This window comes from Psychrobacter sp. DM4, from assembly GCF_051307035.1.
Lineage (GTDB): Bacteria > Pseudomonadota > Gammaproteobacteria > Pseudomonadales > Moraxellaceae > Psychrobacter.
This window is the reverse complement of the sequence record NZ_CP195536.1, coordinates 305,006-322,295: the sequence shown is the minus strand read 5'-3', so window position 1 is coordinate 322,295 and position 17,290 is coordinate 305,006. Positions and strand designations below refer to the sequence as shown.

The window sequence follows — 17,290 nt, the reverse complement described above, 5'->3', positions numbered from 1 at the left end:
TATTACTTATCGCCATAAAAGGATTTATTATGCGACTAATGACAGCCGTCGACCAGTTGTTTTTACTTTTGGAGTCGCGCAGGCAGCCGATGCATGTCGGTGGCTTATTTTTGTTTGAGCTGCCAGAGGACGAGCAAGGTCCGAACAGTGATTTTGTATACAATCTTGTGCAGCAAATGCAAACGTCAACAGTACCGCCAAGCTTTCCTTTTAACCAAGTGTTAGAGAATCTACTGTTTTGGAAAGAAGATGATGAGTTCGATGTCGAGCATCATTTTCGCCACGTTGCACTACCGAGTCCCGGCCGCGTTCGCGAGCTACTCATGTACATATCAAAAGAGCACAGTCGCCTGCTCGATCGCGCGATGCCGCTGTGGGAATGCCATGTGATCGAAGGTATTTTGCCTGAGTCAGAAGGACAACCTGGACGTTTTGCGTTATATATCAAGATTCATCATTCTTTAGTTGATGGCATTGCGGCCATGCGTATTGTCCAAAAAACCTTATCTCAGTCGCCAGTCGATCCTGTGTCTCTACCGATATGGTCGATGGTTACTCGCCATAGTGACAAAGATAAGCTCATCCCCGAAGTTCAGTCCACTCGACGTATGATAAAAGAGCAGCTATCGACTATCAAGCCTGTGTTCACTGAGCTGATGGACAATTTTAAGCACAGCGGTGATGAGGACTATGTTGGTACCTTTGATGCGCCAAAGAGCATTCTTAATTACCGTATTTCAGCTTCGCGCCGTATTGCAGCGCAGTCTTATGATATGCAACGGTTTCAGACGATAGCCGAGCAATTTGATATGAGTATCAATGATGTGGTGCTCGCCGTGTGTTCAGGCGCGCTTAGGCGCTACTTGCTCGATTTGGATGCGCTGCCAAGTAAGCCTCTTATTGCCTTTGTGCCTATGTCGTTACGCGGGGATGAAAGTGCCTCTGGTAATCAAATCTCATTTTTGATGGCAAACTTAGGTACGCATTTAGCAGATCCTGCCAGACGCTTACAGCTGATTCACGACAGTATGAATAGTGGCAAGCGCCGCTTTCGCCGGATGAATAAAGCTCAAGTTATTAACTACAGTGCTATTGCTTATGCATGGCAGGGACTAAACGTGCTGACTGGTTTATTTCCCAAAAAACAAGCCTTTAACCTAATTATCTCCAACGTCCCAGGCTCCAAAAAAGAGCTGTATTGGAATGGTGCTTTGCTAAAGGCTCTGTATCCGGCGTCTATTTTGGTTAATGGTCAAGCGCTTAATATTACGCTTGCCAGCTACCTTGATCGAATCGAGTTCTGTATCACAGCTTGTAGTAAGCGTTTGCCGCATGTGCAAGATATGCTGTCGCTGATTGAAAAGGAGATAACAACTTTAGAGCAAGTTTGTGAAGATAGGCGTCTGATTGCGCCTGCGTCCACAGTTTAAGCGCTTCAAGCTGATACTGTATATCAGATATGAGCGATAAAAACCAAATTACTGAAACTAAAAAAGCTGACCTCATTTTTGAAGTCAGCTTTTTTGAAGGTGCTAAAGTAGATGATTGAAATCCCCTACCTCTTACTCTGAATCTCTTTTCAATTTAAACAGCTTCGTTCCATGCAGGTACGACAATTTGCATCAAAGGCTTAAGCAACTTAACGTTACAGGCAAAGATAGAGCCTGTGGTCATAGAGTTGTGCGCGCCCGTATGGTCGACGACGACGCCGCGTGCTTCGGTCACAATGAGCTCACCTGCAGCGATATCCCAAGGCTTGATGGACATCTCAAAGTAACCATCGAAACGACCTGCCGCCACGTAGCATAGATCTAACGCCGCTGAGCCTAAACGGCGAATTTGACCGCCCGCTTCGCAAACCTTTTGCAAGCTCTCAAAATGCTCCTTAGCATAAGAGATAACTTCACCATTACGTTTTCGCTCTAGCGGATGACCTGTCGTAAACAGAGCGCCTTCTAGCGTTTTGCGATCACTGACATTAATACGGCGCTGATTGAGACGCGCGCCTTTACCGCGACTAGCTGAGAACATCTCATCGCGAACAGGATCATAGATGACGCCGTGCTGGGTAACCCCTTTATGCTGTACTGCAATCGATACACAAAATTGCGGAACCCCATGAACGAAATTTTTGGTACCATCTAGCGGATCAATAATCCAGCACCAGTCTGCATCTTCGCCGCGTCCTTCTTGCATGCCGAACTCTTCACCCAAAAATGAGTGCGTAGGATAGCTGCTTTTGAGCGTAGCAATCGTCAACTCTTCGCTAAATCGATCAATGCGTGTGACTAGACCATCAAGGCCCTTGGACTCGGTATCAAACTCAATTTTGTGACGATTTTGATGTGCATGCAAAATCTCTTTTCCAACTTTTTCAGCAGCGCGTGCTGCGATGACAACCATGGGTTCCATAAATAACCTTTTTACCTAATCAGTGAATAAAATGAGAGACAATAATAAAAATAAAATACAGACTGTAAAATAGTTTACACCTGCGGCTAGCAGGCGTCACACTTAAAGTTTTCAGACTTAAAATTGCGCATTTTTGTAGTGATAAAACGTGCTTATGATAGCAAAGCTCTAAGCTGCGCCGCTACGCCAACCGTATCTAAAGCGCAGTCTGCTAATTGCTCCGCTTGTGAGCCGTGAGCTGCAAACTGATCTGAGATGCCGATATTATGTATTACTGGACGCTGAGCACCATAAGCTGCTGACTCATTAAGCAGGTATTCATTGACCGCACTACCAGCGCCGCCCATGATGACATGCTCCTCTAACGTTGCAATGTGAGTCGCTCCTTTTTCAATTAGCGATTCTATAAGTTCGCAATCTAGAGGCTTAACCCAGCGCATATTAACGGTTTGAATATAACAGTCCTCTCGCTCAGCATTTAGCGTCTTTGCCGCTTGCTCTGCTACGGCAACCATCGTACCGAACGCTAGTAGCACAAGCTTGATAGGCGCGCTATTAGACCCCATCGCTGACTCTAGGGTCGCCCGCCCTATCGTGTACTGCTCAGCAGGTTTATTAATCAAGGCACCCGTACCTGTGCCGCGTGGGTAACGCACTGCTGTGCATCCTTGATATTCATAACAGGTATTAAGCAGATGATAGCACTCGTTTTCATCTTTTGGCGCGGCAATGATCATGTTGGGCACGCAGCGCATAAAGGCCAAATCAAATATACCCGCATGCGTAGCGCCATCTTCTCCTACCAAGCCTGCACGGTCGATAGCAAACATCACATCTAGATCTTGTAAAGCAATATCATGGATCAGCTGATCATAACCGCGCTGCAAAAATGTAGAGTAAATAGCGACGATAGGCTTGACCCCTTGGGTTGCCATACCGCCTGCAAGAGTGACTGCGTGCTGCTCAGCAATAGCCACATCAAAGAAACGCTCAGGGTACTGACGAGCAAACTCGATCATGCCTGAGCCTTCTTCCATCGCAGGTGTGATGGCTAGCATCTTGTCGTCTTGCATAGCTTTTTCGCACAAAAACTGTCCAAATACTTGCGAGAACTTTAGTGCTGGAGCGGCATTCGTTACTGTGCTCTTGGTTTTTTGACTATCGCTGTGGGCAGGTAGCTTACTAATCGCATGATAACCTACAGGGTCCGCCTCAGCAGGAGCGAAGCCGCGACCTTTGGTGGTATAAATATGCACCAAAACAGGCCCTTTGACTTGTTTGGCTTTTGATAATACACGCAGTAACTCAGGAATATTATGACCATCAAAAGGGCCAAAGTAGGTAAACCCTATGGCTTTGAATAAGTTGTCTTCTAAATTAGGCACATCGCGCATAGCTTTGTGGCGTTTGCGCCGATCAAAGGCACGCATATTAGGCCTATGACACAAGACAGGATCACCTGTCTCTGTAATATCGACTTGATAACCTGATTCCCATAACATCGCTAAATGCCGTGAAAAACCACCAATAGAGCATGATATCGACATGTCATTATCATTTAGAATAACGAGTAAGTCAGCGTTTTGTTGCACCGCATCGTTCATAGCCTCAAATGCCATACCGCCTGTCATAGCGCCATCACCGATGATGCAAGCTACAGTTTGCGCGCGACCTTGATAGCGAAGCGCTAGACTCATGCCTAGACCTGCTGAAATAGAGGTTGATGAGTGTCCAACGCCAAAGGTGTCGTAGACGGATTCGCCGCGCTCAGGAAAAGCGGTTAAACCATTCTTGGCACGAATAGAGCCGAGCTGATCGCGCCGTCCTGTCAGTACTTTATGGGGATAGGCTTGGTGACCGACGTCCCAGACGATCTGATCTTGCGGCGTGTCTAGCAGATGATGTAGCGCGATTGTCAGTTCAATAACACCCAAATTTGCCCCAAAGTGGCCACCGCTTTGACCTGCTGAGTACAGCACAAACAAGCGCAGCTCATCGGCCAAAGTGATCAGTTGCTCACAGCCTAAATCATTCAAATCAGCAGGCGAGTCAATAGTATCTAATAGTGGGGTTGAGGGGCGTATGTGAGGAATAGTGTCATAAGTTTGCTGCAAACTTGAGGGGTGCGCACTCGCTTCAGCGACTGATGATACCGAGTGCGCTGCGGGTGCCGACTGAGACTGTGAAGGATGAGTGGACTGCTGCATAAACCGTACGATACCTATCAAGCTTGATGTGATACACCTTTAGTCTATGACTATGGCTAGTAAGACGCCTCTATCATACTCATATATAAATACTAAAGATAAATTACTGTTTGTTTTAAATAATATGGGCTCAGACGGGCGGATCATAACTGTCGTCTATTTTATGTGCTGCGATAATCTGCCACATTATGCCTTTTTATTGGACATAGGCTGTGAAAGTTCGTGACGCCGTAGTAATCTACGAGCAAACACACGTCACTGTATCTAACAAAATAGTATGGCATAATAGCATTTTTTTTTGACAGTCGCTTTAATCATCGTGCTTGGTCTGTGAATTTTATGTGTTTTATCTCAAACTTATTAAGCCAGCTAAGAACAGGTTATACTGGTCAGCCTTTATTTCAATTACCTTTGATATAGAGTAATCAGCTCCTCTATTTTTACGACATAGCTATCAGATAACTTATGATAACTATGACATCCTCCTCTATTGCCACGATGAACGGTCTACGTAGGATCTCAATGTCATATCAATGTATTACTAGTGCTAAACTGCCGACTCGTTACGGCGAGTTTGATATTCATGTGTTTGAAAATGAAGACTCTCAAGAGCATGTCATGCTGAGCGTCGGCTTACCTATTGATGGGTCCTCAAATACAGCTCAGAGTAATAGCGACGTCGATACTATTCCACTAGTGCGCATTCATTCTGAGTGCTTGACTGGTGATGCCTTTGATTCCTTAAAATGTGACTGCGGGCCTCAGCTCAATATGGCCATGCAAGCAGTACAGGAGTCTGGCTGCGGCGCTATTTTGTACTTGCGTCAAGAAGGCCGCGGTATAGGGCTCACCAACAAAATCCGTGCCTACGCTCTACAAGATCAAGGTCATGATACTTTGGATGCCAATTTGATGTTAGGGCTACCCGCTGATGCGCGTGTTTATGATATGTGCGGCCCTATGCTCGCGCACGTTGGGATCAATCAGGTACGTCTCATTACTAACAATCCTGATAAAGTCACTTATCTGACAGAACATGGTATCGATGTCGTAGAACGCGTTCCCTCAATTGTCGGGATTACTGATGATAATATTGAGTATCTTGCGACCAAGCGCGATCGTATGGGACATCTATTAGACAAAGATATCAATACCGAAACCCACTTCAATCAGTAACGGTATTTATTGAAGTCAAAAAAGCACAAGCGAAGATATATTATGAGCGATATCAATAGTCAATCAATAGTCAATACCAAAAGCGCTATAGCGACAACCGATGGTATTAGGCACGTGCGTGAGTTTTTGGTCGATTTGCAGGCGCGCATTTGTCAAGCGATAGAGGCGCAAGAGCGCGATGGAGGCGGCGATGCTGCTTTTGTCCCTGATGATTGGGAGCGCCCTGAGGGCGGCGGCGGTCGCTCATGTGTACTGGCAGGTGGCAAAGTCATTGAAAAAGCAGGGGTCATGTTCAGTCATATTCATGTGCATAACTTGCCCGCTTCCGCTACTGCTCGCCATCCTGATATCGCTGGACGCAAAGCGCAAGCGATGGGCGTATCATTGGTCGTTCATCCTACCAATCCAAACGTACCCACGAGTCATGCCAACGTTAGACTATTTGTGGCCGAGGCACCAGGCGAGGATCCTATCTGGTGGTTCGGTGGCGGCTTTGATTTGACGCCTTTTTATCCAGTGCTCGCTGATTGTGTACATTGGCATCAAGTCTGTCATGACCTATGTGCGCCCTTTGGCGATGCGGTTTATGCTGACTTTAAACAGTGGTGTGATGAGTATTTTCATCTGCGCCATCGTGACGAGCAGCGCGGTATTGGCGGCCTATTCTATGATGATGTCAATACTGAGAGCCGTGGCTGGAATTTTGAGCGCTGTTTTGAGCTGATGAAAGCGGTTGGTAATGGTTATCTTGATGGCATAATACCTATCTTTGAGCGGCGCAAAAACACACCTTATACCGAGGCGCAGCGTGAGTTTCAGCTCTATCGCCGAGGCCGCTATGTTGAGTACAACCTCGTCTATGATCGCGGCACATTGTTTGGACTACAAAGCAATGGCCGTATTGAGTCCATCTTGGTCAGTATGCCACCACTTGCCAGTTGGCATTATCGCTTTGAGCCTGAGCCTGGCACGGCTGAATTTGAATTGACCGATTATTACCTAAAACCACGTGACTGGTTGACTTTATAGTCCTTGTTGGCATAATGAACCATAAAGGGCTCAACAACTGCCTTTTGCTATTTTCAACAAGAAAAAATCAAATGACAGAGTAGCACTCATCGCATCATCAAGGGAGAATGACCTATGGAACAGGTTCTTACTAGCAAGGTTCTTACTAGCCAAGTTCTTACTAGCATAGTATCGAAAAACAAAGCACTAAAATTCATATCATTAAAAGCAATGATCGGTACTACACTGATGAGCGCAGTACTAGCTCTGAGCGCTTGTAGTAGTCCTGTTGATCCTGACATAAAAGCCCGTCAAGATATTATGAAAAGCTATGGCGATGCGATGGGTATCATGGGTGGTATGGTCAAAGCACCTGATACTTTTGATGCTGCGCTTTTAAAAGATCAAACCTCATATTTAGCAGAAGCCTCAAAAAGTCCTTGGGTACATTTTGGTAATGCAGAATCCATGGGCAACGCCACAGAAGCGGTCTGGAGCGATAATGAAACTTTCGTCGCTGAGTCAGAAAAGTTCCAACAAGTGACCGCAGATTTAGACATGGTCGCTCAAACTGCTACTAGCGTGGATGACTTCAAACCTGCGTTTGGTGAAGTCGGTGCAAGCTGTAAGTCGTGTCATACTGAATTTAAAGTCAAAGACAGTGACTAGTTTTAGCTTATAAATAACAAAAACCGCCCAATATTTAGGCGGTTTTTTATTGAAGTCTGCTAGCCGTTTGCTCTTAGGGTCTTAGGTTTCATCTGCCCTCGCCGCGTAGATATCAGCTGAAAGGAAAAGGCTCGATAGCCGTTATTGTCAGGAGTTAAACTGCGCCCAGTAAAAGAGAACGACTCGATTTGAATGTCTAGCTTATGCTCTATGACTTGGTTGAATTTAACCGTAGCAGCCTCGGTTACTGTATCCAGGGTACCATCACTCTCTTTGCCAGCTACGGCAAGTTTCATAATGCCAAGAGTGATGGTTCTTTCAGTCATAGATACATCAGCCTCAACGCAAAGTGTTTACTCTGTGATAATTTTATTCATATCTACTTTGTCATCATTATTATCTTCGCTCTTAGCATCATGATTATTCAGCTGCTTAACGGTTGCTTTTATAGAAGGATCACTTAAATCTAGCGTACGTACAGGGAACGGCATATCGATACCTGCCTTATCGAGTGCGGTTTTGATCTCAATAAGCACCTGATCTATAGAGCCAACTTTATTGGCTTGGTTGCCATCATCAATGAACCAGCGCACAATCAGATCTATAGTCGAGTCTCCTAAGTTGACTGCGATGATAGTTGGCGATGCATCTTTAGATACGGTATCTGATCGCTCTAGCGCTTGCATGATCTCCGCTTTGGCTTCATTGATATCATCTGCATACCCTATGCCTACTGCCAGCTGCAAGCGGCGCTGCTTATACGCTGTATTGACTGTCAATGCTGAAGTGTACAAATCTGAATTTGGAATAACGACCTGACGACCGTCGTAGGTTCTAATAGTTGTGGCGCGAATTTTGATATCTTCAACCGTGCCTTCAAAGTCCCCTGAAACAATCTGATCGCCAATCCGAAAGGGCTCTGATATTAATAACAAAATACCCGATAGTAGATTCTGAAAGATATCTTTGAACGCAAAACCGATCGCCACTGACCCTATACCGAGTGCGCCGATGAGTTTGGCTGGCGTGAATCCTGGTAACGCTATCACCATAGCAATCATAAAGCCTATGAATATTATCAGAGCGCCGCCGACACGCTGAAAGACTTTAACCAAGTTTTGATGACTACTGCGGTTGCCTAACAATTTGCGCACGACCTTTTTGAATACTTTTGAGAGTAACCAAAAGATAATCATCACGATAAGCGCGGCGACGAAATACGGTATACGCTCAACGAAGCTACTAATTAGATCGTTTGCGGTCTCAGCGATTGCTTGGTAAGTCAATACATCGTCAGTTGCGGTATCTGCGGCACTCTCGATTGCGGTAGGGTCTACCTCAGTAGTCGCCATATAGGAATTACTCCACTAGTTATTATTTTGAGTCATATCAACTGACTCTTTTGAGCGTTGTTTTGAGTACTGTTTTAAGCACTATTTTGAAAAAAATAATGTCTCAAAAAATATATTATCAGTACTAATCCATTAAATCAGCTTGCACAATTTCAATCCAGTAGCCATCGACGTCTTTGATAAAGGCGATGTTCTTCATACTGCCTTCTTCAGGACGTTTTTTAAAAGTGACATTGTTGTTATCGAACCAAGCAACAGCAGCATCCATATCAGGAACGCTAAAGCAAATATGCCCAAAACCTTGCGGTGCATCATTACCGTCATGATAGCTAAAATCAGTCTTGGTCTCGGTACCATGATTGTGCGTCAGCTCCAAGATGCCGCGTTGACGAAAAGCATAAATCGCCAAGTCGTCACCAGCGGGCAAATTATCACGCTCGCTCTGGGTAAGTTTGGCTAAAAAGTAGAGATCAAAACCCATATCTGGGAATTTTTTGACCGCAAGTAGCGTCATACCGAGCACACCCGTATAAAACTTAAGTGATTCGACAGGATCTTTAACGCGTAGCATCGTATGATTAAAGTTGAAGCCTCTGGTGTGAGTCGAGATAGGCTGAACACCTTTGGATTGAACGCTACTTGTAGGCTGATCAATAGTAGCGTTACTCTCATCTGAACTCAATGAATTTGACATCGTTATTCCTTTGTAGGGTTATGTTTTATCAGGTAAAAAAGCAAGAATGCTCATTATATTAATAAAAATTTATCCCTTTATTCATAGAGTTTTGTATTAGGTCTATATATTTAGCCCTATTAGCTGTCTAAAAAGCGTACTTTACCTGTTTCTAAGTCGTACTCTGCGCCAACGATGAGTAATTGACCACTACCAGATAGGTCTTCTAAAATACGTGAGCCATGGCGAAGTTGACTGACAGACATGCGCACGTTGGCGCTAATAGAGCGCTCAACCAACTCATCTGCATCGACGTCTTGACCGTTTGCGGTTGCAAGTTCATGCAAGTTATAGACGCTTGGGCGAATGCGGTCGACGATAGATTGCAAATTAGGTGAGTAGTATTTTTCAGGATTGATCAGTGCATCGACGCAAGCCGTTACCGCGCCGCAATGCGAGTGCCCAAGTACGACTACTAGCTTGGTATCGAACTGATCTGCGGCAAACTCAACGGAGCCTATTTGTGAGGGTGCCACCACGTTTCCCGCCACTCGGATAACAAAGAGCTCACCGAGCTTTTGATCAAAAACAATCTCAACAGGCACGCGGGCATCCGAGCAGCCCAAAATAATCGCCAGCGGATTTTGGACACTAACCAGCTCTGGTCGTTTTTGCATGTGAGCATCAGTACTGTTCAAGCTCTCTACATAACGCGCGTTGCCTTCTTTGAGCAGAGCCAGTACCTCTTGAGCCGTTTCAGGACGCTTGTTATCGGTTTTAGCAGTCATAGGGTATCCTTGTTTTGAGGAAAGTCACAGGTTTTAAAATCTACCTACTAGGGCATGCCTTCAATCTAAACGAGGGGCTGTTAATAAACTTAAAATCGCTATGTTTATGTCGCTTTTTGGAGTTTATAGACCATATGCTGACGTTCTTTTTGAGCGACAAAAATATATCTCATTTTTATCTTTGTCATCAAAACGAAGGCACGTCCTAATCAAAAGTAATTGTATCGCAATAACAACAAGAAGAGGATAAGAAATGTTTGCCTAGAAAGCTACTTGCATAATTGATAACGAGTTTTCGGTCATTCGCTTGGTGGGTTTGTTATAATATTTAGCCATTAGCTCACGCTTAAACCTTGCGTCTATGTCGTATTCGCTCAGCTATGAATACCTAAGACGACTACTTTTGAACGCCTATTTTAAAGACCTATTTTAAAAACCTAGGGATCTGCTCTATGATTGACTCGCCAGCAACCGTTGTGTCCGAAAGTCTCAACGCCTCTTCTAGCCATGATAAGAATGCAACGCATGCGGGCAGTAGCCTCCTTCAATTATCGGGTATCAAAAAATCCTACGATCAAACACAAGTACTAACGGACATCAACCTCGATATCAAACATGGCGAATTCTTAACTTTGCTAGGCCCTTCAGGCTGCGGCAAGACGACTTTGCTGCGCCTGATTGCAGGCTTTGAGCAGCCAACCGCAGGAGCCATTGCTCTAGATGGAGTACAGATGGCAGGTCTGCCCGCTGATAAGCGTCCCGTAAATACCGTATTCCAGCAGTATGCACTGTTTCCGCACATGAACGTCGCGCAAAACGTCGCTTATGGACTCAAACTCAAAAAAGTACCCAAAGATGAGATTCAAACTCGCGTGCGTGAGATGCTAGCGATGGTACAGATGGAGAGCTTTGCCAATAGGCGACCACAAGATTTGTCCGGTGGTCAGCAGCAGCGAGTCGCCATTGCGCGCGCGATTATTAATCGTCCTAAATTATTACTCCTTGATGAGCCGCTCTCCGCACTCGATCATAAGCTGCGCTTGCAAATGCAATCGGAGCTCAAACGTTTACAACGCGAGCTTGGCATTACCTTTGTCTTCGTTACTCACGATCAAGAAGAAGCATTATCGATGTCAGATCGTATTGCAGTCATGAAAGATGGCAGGTTCCAGCAGATCGGCACGCCTATTGAGATTTATGAGACCCCTGCTAACTTGTTTACTGCCAAGTTCATCGGTGAGGCCAACCTGTTCAAAGCTGAAGTCAAGAGCGTGAACTTAGAGCAACCTGACTGCGATGGTCAAGTCATTAATGGACGTATCGAAGTTGAAGTTTGTGAGGCGCAAGATGGCCCGACTACGCTACGTAATCTGCGCCGACCTACCTTTGCGGCAGCAGTACAAGTCGGTGATATCGTCAATTTATTACTGCGTCCAGAGGATTTGCGCATTTACGATCCTAACGATACCACTCATACCGGACTGCTTGGCCGAGTCATTGAGAGTAATTATAAAGGGAGCACATTAGACTCCATTATTGAGCTTGAAAATGGTCATGTCATAAAAGCTTCAGAGTTTTTTGATGAAGACGATCCTAGTTTTGATTATAAACTAAACGAAGGTGTCAAAGTCTCGTGGGTCGATGGCTGGGAGTGGGTGCTGCCTGATGATGACCATCATGGCGATACGAATGATGGCTATGATGATGCTGATAATGAAAAGGATGGCAGCTGATGGCGCGTCATAACCGTTTCAATTTGGGAAGCAAGAGCCCCTTTCGTACCGCCACGCTATGGCTGATTTGGGGCTGGCTACTGATATTTGCCTTATTGCCCAACATTTTAGTCATCGCGGTAAGCTTTTTGAGCCGTGATAGCAGTGCTTTTATTAGCTTGCCTGTCACTATCGAGAGCTATATACGTCTAGTTGATCCGCTATATTTTGAGGTGTTTGTCCACTCACTTTGGATGGCCGGTATCACAACGATCATCTGCTTAGTGCTCGGTTATCCTTTTGCGTGGCTCGTATCAAAAGCCAAAGGCAATTGGCAGCCGCTTCTTATGATGCTGCTTATCCTACCCTTTTGGACCAATTCCTTAGTGCGTACTTATGCACTCAAGTTGCTGTTTGCCAATAATGGACTCATTAATAAATCCCTGCTCGCTATAGGCATCATTGATACGCCCATCGATATTCTGTACACCCAAGGCGCGGTCATCGCAGGCCTTACCTATTTATTATTCCCATTTATGGTATTACCGCTCTATGCGGTGTTTACGGATTTGCGTAACGACATGCTGCTGGCATCGCAAGATTTGGGCGCCTCCAAATCTCAGACCTTTTGGCACGTGGTGCTGCCATTGACGACGCCAGGCATCATCTCAGGGGTGTTACTCGTGCTATTGCCAGCGATGGGTATGTTCTATGTGGCAGATATTTTGGGCGGCTCACGCAATTTACTCGTTGGTAACATCATCAAAAACCAATTTTTGGATGCGCGTGATTGGCCCTTTGGCGCCGCAGCCAGCGTACTCTTAACGCTTGCTATGGCAGTGCTATTACTTGCCTACCGCGCCAGTAGTCGCCGCATTGGCAAAACTGACTTTAACGAGGCGGCCTAATGTCTAAACCTCGTACTCTCAAAATTGGTAGCATGGCGGCAAAGGGCTATCTGAGTCTGATTTATGCTTTGTTGTATTTGCCTATCATCGTCTTGGTGGTCATGTCCTTTAATAAATCCAAGATTGGCTATAACTGGGGCGGCTTTAGCTTAAAGTGGTATGAGTCGCTATTTAACAATCAAGCGATGCTTGATGCCTTTTGGCATTCTATTGTTTTAGGCTTAGTGGCAGCGACCGTTTCTACTTTGATAGGCACGCTGACCGCCCTTGCGCTCCATCGTTATAACTTTCGCGGTAAAGGTCTGTTGAACGGGCTACTCTTTGTGCTCATGATGTCGCCTGAGATTGTATTGGCTATATCGTTACTGGCGCTGTTTCTATTAATCGGGTTACAACTGGGTTTTGTGTCTTTGCTACTGGCGCACATTACCTTTTGTCTGCCGTTTGTGGTGATTACCGTCTTTGCGCGCTTGAGTAGTTTGGATGAGCGTTTGATGGAAGCTGCCAGAGATTTAGGCGCTTCTGAGGCGACAATGGTACGTACGGTTTTGATCCCCGTTATTTTTCCTGCGGTCATGGCAGGTTGGCTACTTGCTTTTACCTTGTCACTTGATGATGTGGTGGTCTCCACCTTTGTCACAGGACCTAGCTATGAGATTTTGCCATTACGGATATACTCTATGGTACGCGTGGGACTCAAGCCTGAGGTCAATGCTATTGGTACACTACTGCTAGTGGCGTCTCTAATCTTAGTGATTATCTCGCAGTTACTACTACGTAAGCGTTAACACCAAACCAAATGGAAGGCTATAAATTTGAGTGGAATTCATTGTGATGTCGATTATAATGAATTTCTCTCATCTAAAATATAAAGATACGCTATGTTAGAGCTTCGCCACCTTAATACGTTAACCGCGCTACGAGCACATGGCTCGCTAGCTGCCGCCGCCGATGAGCTACACGTCACCGCTTCTGCCGTCTCGCATCAGCTAAAAGAGCTTGAGAACTACTACGACATCAGTCTAGTCAATCGTCGTACGCGTCCGCTTACTTTTACGCCAGCAGGCAAGACCGTATTGGCACTCGCTGACAGTATCATGCCACAAGTCACCCGTACCAAATCCAACCTCAAACGTCTAGCCCACGGGCAAGCGGGCAGATTGCGCCTAGCGTCTGAATGCCATAGTTGTTTTGACTGGCTGATGCCAATACTCAACCAATATCGCCGCGCGTGGTCAGATGTCGAACTAGATTTTGCCACAGGGTTTGAGCCTGAGCCGCATCACTTGCTGGTTGAGGGTGATATCGATTTGCTAATTACCACGAGCAATCTACCGATAGACGGCATCAGCTATCAGCCGTTATTTGAATATGAGAGCCGTTTGGTGTTATCGCCAACGCACGATTTGGCAGCGCATCAGGTTATTGAGCCTAGTGATTTAATCGATGAAACCTTAATTGCTTATCCAGTTGAGGCCAAGCGTCTAGATATTATTGCTAATTTTATGACGCCAAGCGATGTGAGCTTTAAGCGTATCCGCACCACTGAGCTAACAGCGATGCTGATTCAATTGGTCGCGAGCGAGCGCGGGGTGGCGGCACTCCCTGATTGGGTGGTGAGCGAGTATGAGAAAAAAGGCTGGGTGGTTTCGCGTCCATTAGGTGATGGGGTGCATTGTCAGCTCTATGCAGCGACGCGCAGCTCAAGCCAAGGTACGGCTTATATGCAAGGGTTTGCAAACTTACTAGAAGGAATCGTTAAACCGGTTTAAAGTGTCATTATCCATAACATTCTTCCAATGAGGAAACATTGAATACCTTTTTATACCCTGATGGACGTTATGGTAAATGGTGGTTTCCTGATGAGGACTTGAATGTTTGGCTGTAGCCTATTGATTTCGATGTATATGGTATCTTGGATTGAATCAGTGTACATCTGAATGTACTTAATGATCGGGTTGACTCATTAGAATATTTTTTAGTGCTGGCAACCCAATAAAGGCTCATATCTTCTTTTTTCAAAGGCACAGTTACAAGTGCACAACCTTCGTTATCAGTGAATTCAGTTTCATACATAGGGGAATTTTGATCAAAAATATGTATTACAGTACCTAAATGATCTACTCTGATATTATCTTGAATATTTTTTGATACCTTAATAACATAGTTTATATTAAATATACTGCTAATCCTTATTTGTCATAAACTCTGTCATGGGAGCATGATCGGTGCGCTATACAGACACCGAACTATAAGAATAACTTCTTACTCAAACGCTGGGTAACATAGGCAACCAAATTACTAAAGCTAACAGCGTCGCGAGGAGTACTGGCGGTGTTATGACTAGTCCAACTTTTATATACTGACCCCAGCTGATTTTATACTCCTTTTCCGCGAGTACATGTAGCCATAACAAGGTTGCTAAGCTACCAATTGGGGTGAACTTTGGCCCCAAGTCATTACCAATAACATTGGCATAAATCATTAACTCACGCGTTGCCGCAGGAACTTGAGCGCTATCAATAGCCAGTGCGCCGATAAGCGTTGACGGCATATTGTTCATAATAGACGCGACGATAGCTGATAAAAAGCCGGTACCGATTGTCGCAATAACATCCCCTTGCTGTCCTAACCCATTCAGTATTTGCGCGCCATATGCCGTGAGTCCTGCATTACCTAAACCATAAACGACTAAATACATACCGATCGAAAACAAGACGATTTGCCAAGGAGCCTTGCGCAGCACCTGCGTCACAGAAAACTTGGTATCGCGACCCCCTTGCCACCAGCGACCAGCGATTGCCATAAGCACTAGCGCCGCAGCTCCCGTTACCACTGAAATCACGATACCTAACGACTCAGTAGCAAAATAAGCAGTCAATAATAAGGCTAATACTGGAAAGGCCGCTCGAAATACTAAAGGATCTTTGATCGCAGATTGCGGTGAGCTCAGACTAGCCATCGAATAATGCTTTGGGATATGTCGTGCATAGACAAGCCACAAGACTATTAGCGTTGCGATAACAGAGACGATATTGACGGGCACCATAACGAGAGCATAGCGACCAAAACCTATATCAAAATAATTGGCGCTAACGATATTGACTAAGTTAGACGTCACTAACGGCAAACTTGCGGTATCGGCAATAAAGCCCGTGGCGATAATAAAGGCTAAAGCTGATTTGGGTGCAAAATCAAGGCGTAATAAAATGGCAATGACAATAGGGGTGAGGAGTAACGCCGCCCCATCATTAGCAAAAAAGGCTGCAATAAATGCGCCTAAAATAACAATCATAGGGAATAATCGTCGACCTTGACCATTTCCTAGTCTTGCCACATGCAATGCCGCCCAACCAAAAAACCCAGCTTCGTCTAATAGTAAGGAGATGATGATGAGCGCGACAAAAGTAAAGGTGGCATCCCAAACGATGTCCCAGACGATGCTAACATCTGATAATTGTACCACCCCAAACAGTAGGGCGACTACTGCGCCGCCCATGGCACTCCAACCGATACCTAGTTCTTTGGGTTGCCATATCACTAAGGTCAAGGTGACGATAAAAATCGCTAATGCGAGCATAAAGAGGCCTTAGTAAAACAAGGGTACTGAAAAAGGTTAACGATACATACTGGAGTTTAAAGCGATTTTTTATTGACGCGCTGTGAGACTTCCTCACTGCTCTCTACGCGCTCAGAATAGCGATCGGTGAGATAAGTTGCGCGACCACGTGTGAGCCATGTAAACTTCACTAGCTCCTCGCACACATCAACAATACGCTGATATAAAGGTGAATTGAGCATACGGTCATTGTCATCGAACTCTAAAAAAGCTTTTGGCACAGACGACTGATTAGGTATCGTAATCATACGCATCCATCGGCCTAAAATACGCAGCTGATTGACCGTGTTAAAGCTCTGACTACCACCGCTAACTTGCATGACAGCAAGCGTTTTACCTTGAGTCGGACGAACGCCGCCTAATGATAGGGGAATCCAATCGATCTGCGCTTTCATAATACTAGTGATACTGCCATGACGTTCAGGACTCACCCACAGCATGCCCTCTGACCACATTGCTAGCTCACGTAACTCTTGTACTTTTGGATGATCAGTATCGGTACTATCAGGTAATGGTAAGCCTGTAGGATCAAAGGTGCGTACCTCGCAACCGAACCAACGCAATATTCGACTGGCTTCCTCGCTCGCTAATTTAGAGAATGAGCGCGCGCGTAGTGAGCCATATAACACTAGTATTTTAGGGGAATGACGGGGATCATTTGCACCAACTAAAGCATCGATATCAATCGGCTGTAGCCCCGATGCCTCTATATTTGGTAAGTCAGTTAACTCGATAAAAGAGTCTGAAGCATTATCTTGAGTAGATT

The 17,290-nt window shown here is 45.3% G+C and carries 17 protein-coding genes; 8 read left to right on the top strand and 9 right to left on the bottom strand.

Annotated features, from left to right (window positions below; genetic code table 11):
- Positions 1 to 29: 29 nt before the first annotated feature.
- Complete coding sequence (locus tag ACR64G_RS01465; protein WP_435979794.1) at positions 30 to 1,430, top strand: WS/DGAT/MGAT family O-acyltransferase; 1,401 nt, start codon at positions 30 to 32, stop codon at positions 1,428 to 1,430.
- Positions 1,431 to 1,584: 154 nt separating this feature from the next.
- On the opposite strand, the gene ACR64G_RS01460 is transcribed toward ACR64G_RS01465, so the two are convergent.
- Both ACR64G_RS01460 and dxs read right to left on the bottom strand, forming a co-directional pair.
- Positions 1,585 to 2,412, bottom strand: coding sequence for an inositol monophosphatase family protein (locus ACR64G_RS01460; RefSeq protein ID WP_435979793.1), 828 nt, complete (start codon positions 2,410 to 2,412; stop codon positions 1,585 to 1,587).
- 152 nt (positions 2,413 to 2,564) lie between these two features.
- A complete protein-coding gene (gene dxs / locus ACR64G_RS01455; RefSeq protein ID WP_435979792.1) occupies positions 2,565 to 4,619 on the bottom strand; it encodes a 1-deoxy-D-xylulose-5-phosphate synthase in 2,055 nt (684 codons plus the stop codon).
- A gap of 522 nt (positions 4,620 to 5,141) precedes the next feature.
- On the opposite strand from dxs, the gene ribA reads away from it, so the two are divergent.
- From ribA to ACR64G_RS01440, 3 genes are all read left to right on the top strand, one after another.
- Positions 5,142 to 5,795: a GTP cyclohydrolase II gene (ribA, locus tag ACR64G_RS01450; protein WP_435979791.1), complete on the top strand. Its 654-nt coding sequence runs from the start codon at positions 5,142 to 5,144 to the stop codon at positions 5,793 to 5,795.
- A gap of 42 nt (positions 5,796 to 5,837) precedes the next feature.
- Complete coding sequence (gene hemF / locus ACR64G_RS01445; protein ID WP_435979790.1) at positions 5,838 to 6,824, top strand: oxygen-dependent coproporphyrinogen oxidase; 987 nt, start codon at positions 5,838 to 5,840, stop codon at positions 6,822 to 6,824.
- Between the two features lie 114 nt (positions 6,825 to 6,938).
- A complete protein-coding gene (locus tag ACR64G_RS01440; RefSeq protein WP_435979789.1) occupies positions 6,939 to 7,472 on the top strand; it encodes a c-type cytochrome in 534 nt (177 codons plus the stop codon).
- A gap of 59 nt (positions 7,473 to 7,531) precedes the next feature.
- Here ACR64G_RS01440 and ACR64G_RS01435 read toward each other — a convergent pair whose 3' ends face one another.
- The 4 genes from ACR64G_RS01435 to ACR64G_RS01420 form a co-directional block, all read right to left on the bottom strand.
- Positions 7,532 to 7,798 (bottom strand): hypothetical protein, encoded by a 267-nt coding sequence (locus tag ACR64G_RS01435; protein WP_435979788.1) that lies wholly within the window; start codon positions 7,796 to 7,798, stop codon positions 7,532 to 7,534.
- 27 nt (positions 7,799 to 7,825) lie between these two features.
- A complete protein-coding gene (locus ACR64G_RS01430; protein WP_435979787.1) occupies positions 7,826 to 8,824 on the bottom strand; it encodes a mechanosensitive ion channel family protein in 999 nt (332 codons plus the stop codon).
- Positions 8,825 to 8,948: 124 nt separating this feature from the next.
- On the bottom strand, positions 8,949 to 9,518 hold the full coding sequence (gene gloA / locus ACR64G_RS01425; RefSeq protein WP_435979786.1) for a lactoylglutathione lyase: 570 nt from the start codon (positions 9,516 to 9,518) through the stop codon (positions 8,949 to 8,951).
- Between the two features lie 119 nt (positions 9,519 to 9,637).
- Complete coding sequence (locus tag ACR64G_RS01420; protein WP_435979785.1) at positions 9,638 to 10,285, bottom strand: carbonic anhydrase; 648 nt, start codon at positions 10,283 to 10,285, stop codon at positions 9,638 to 9,640.
- A gap of 452 nt (positions 10,286 to 10,737) precedes the next feature.
- Here ACR64G_RS01420 and potA point away from each other — a divergent pair, with 452 nt between their 5' ends.
- The 4 genes from potA to ACR64G_RS01400 all read left to right on the top strand — a co-directional run bounded on the left by potA (position 10,738) and on the right by ACR64G_RS01400 (position 14,677).
- On the top strand, positions 10,738 to 12,018 hold the full coding sequence (gene potA, locus ACR64G_RS01415) for a spermidine/putrescine ABC transporter ATP-binding protein PotA (protein WP_435979784.1): 1,281 nt from the start codon (positions 10,738 to 10,740) through the stop codon (positions 12,016 to 12,018).
- Positions 12,018 to 12,905, top strand: a complete 888-nt coding sequence (potB, locus tag ACR64G_RS01410) for a spermidine/putrescine ABC transporter permease PotB (RefSeq protein ID WP_435979783.1) — start codon at positions 12,018 to 12,020, stop codon at positions 12,903 to 12,905. Before potA ends, potB begins: the two co-directional genes overlap by 1 nt.
- A complete protein-coding gene (potC, locus tag ACR64G_RS01405) occupies positions 12,905 to 13,693 on the top strand; it encodes a spermidine/putrescine ABC transporter permease PotC (RefSeq protein ID WP_435979782.1) in 789 nt (262 codons plus the stop codon). The genes potB and potC overlap by 1 nt, the downstream gene beginning before the upstream one ends.
- 93 nt (positions 13,694 to 13,786) lie before the next feature.
- A complete protein-coding gene (locus tag ACR64G_RS01400) occupies positions 13,787 to 14,677 on the top strand; it encodes a LysR family transcriptional regulator (RefSeq protein ID WP_435979781.1) in 891 nt (296 codons plus the stop codon).
- Between the two features lie 67 nt (positions 14,678 to 14,744).
- On the opposite strand, the gene ACR64G_RS01395 is transcribed toward ACR64G_RS01400, so the two are convergent.
- The 3 genes from ACR64G_RS01395 to arsH form a co-directional block, all read right to left on the bottom strand.
- The gene (locus tag ACR64G_RS01395; protein WP_435980608.1) at positions 14,745 to 15,035 is read right to left on the bottom strand and encodes a DUF4926 domain-containing protein; all 291 of its coding nucleotides are present in this window, start codon (positions 15,033 to 15,035) and stop codon (positions 14,745 to 14,747) included.
- A gap of 139 nt (positions 15,036 to 15,174) precedes the next feature.
- A complete protein-coding gene (locus ACR64G_RS01390; RefSeq protein ID WP_435979780.1) occupies positions 15,175 to 16,485 on the bottom strand; it encodes an arsenic transporter in 1,311 nt (436 codons plus the stop codon).
- 56 nt (positions 16,486 to 16,541) lie between these two features.
- Complete coding sequence (gene arsH / locus ACR64G_RS01385) at positions 16,542 to 17,258, bottom strand: arsenical resistance protein ArsH (RefSeq protein WP_435980607.1); 717 nt, start codon at positions 17,256 to 17,258, stop codon at positions 16,542 to 16,544.
- Positions 17,259 to 17,290: the final 32 nt, after the last annotated feature.

What these genes read in the sequence shown, in the direction of transcription:
- ACR64G_RS01430 (WP_435979787.1), bottom strand. Translation starts at nt 8,824, where the DNA reads ATGGCGACTACTGAGGTAGACCCTACCGCAATCGAGAGTGCCGCAGAT.
- potA (WP_435979784.1), top strand. Translation starts at nt 10,738, where the DNA reads ATGATTGACTCGCCAGCAACCGTTGTGTCCGAAAGTCTCAACGCCTCT.
- dxs (WP_435979792.1), bottom strand. Translation starts at nt 4,619, where the DNA reads ATGCAGCAGTCCACTCATCCTTCACAGTCTCAGTCGGCACCCGCAGCG.
- gloA (WP_435979786.1), bottom strand. Translation starts at nt 9,518, where the DNA reads ATGTCAAATTCATTGAGTTCAGATGAGAGTAACGCTACTATTGATCAG.
- ACR64G_RS01420 (WP_435979785.1), bottom strand. Translation starts at nt 10,285, where the DNA reads ATGACTGCTAAAACCGATAACAAGCGTCCTGAAACGGCTCAAGAGGTA.
- potB (WP_435979783.1), top strand. Translation starts at nt 12,018, where the DNA reads ATGGCGCGTCATAACCGTTTCAATTTGGGAAGCAAGAGCCCCTTTCGT.
- ACR64G_RS01460 (WP_435979793.1), bottom strand. Translation starts at nt 2,412, where the DNA reads ATGGAACCCATGGTTGTCATCGCAGCACGCGCTGCTGAAAAAGTTGGA.
- hemF (WP_435979790.1), top strand. Translation starts at nt 5,838, where the DNA reads ATGAGCGATATCAATAGTCAATCAATAGTCAATACCAAAAGCGCTATA.
- potC (WP_435979782.1), top strand. Translation starts at nt 12,905, where the DNA reads ATGTCTAAACCTCGTACTCTCAAAATTGGTAGCATGGCGGCAAAGGGC.
- ACR64G_RS01440 (WP_435979789.1), top strand. Translation starts at nt 6,939, where the DNA reads ATGGAACAGGTTCTTACTAGCAAGGTTCTTACTAGCCAAGTTCTTACT.
- ribA (WP_435979791.1), top strand. Translation starts at nt 5,142, where the DNA reads ATGTCATATCAATGTATTACTAGTGCTAAACTGCCGACTCGTTACGGC.
- ACR64G_RS01435 (WP_435979788.1), bottom strand. Translation starts at nt 7,798, where the DNA reads ATGACTGAAAGAACCATCACTCTTGGCATTATGAAACTTGCCGTAGCT.
- ACR64G_RS01465 (WP_435979794.1), top strand. Translation starts at nt 30, where the DNA reads ATGCGACTAATGACAGCCGTCGACCAGTTGTTTTTACTTTTGGAGTCG.
- ACR64G_RS01390 (WP_435979780.1), bottom strand. Translation starts at nt 16,485, where the DNA reads ATGCTCGCATTAGCGATTTTTATCGTCACCTTGACCTTAGTGATATGG.
- ACR64G_RS01400 (WP_435979781.1), top strand. Translation starts at nt 13,787, where the DNA reads ATGTTAGAGCTTCGCCACCTTAATACGTTAACCGCGCTACGAGCACAT.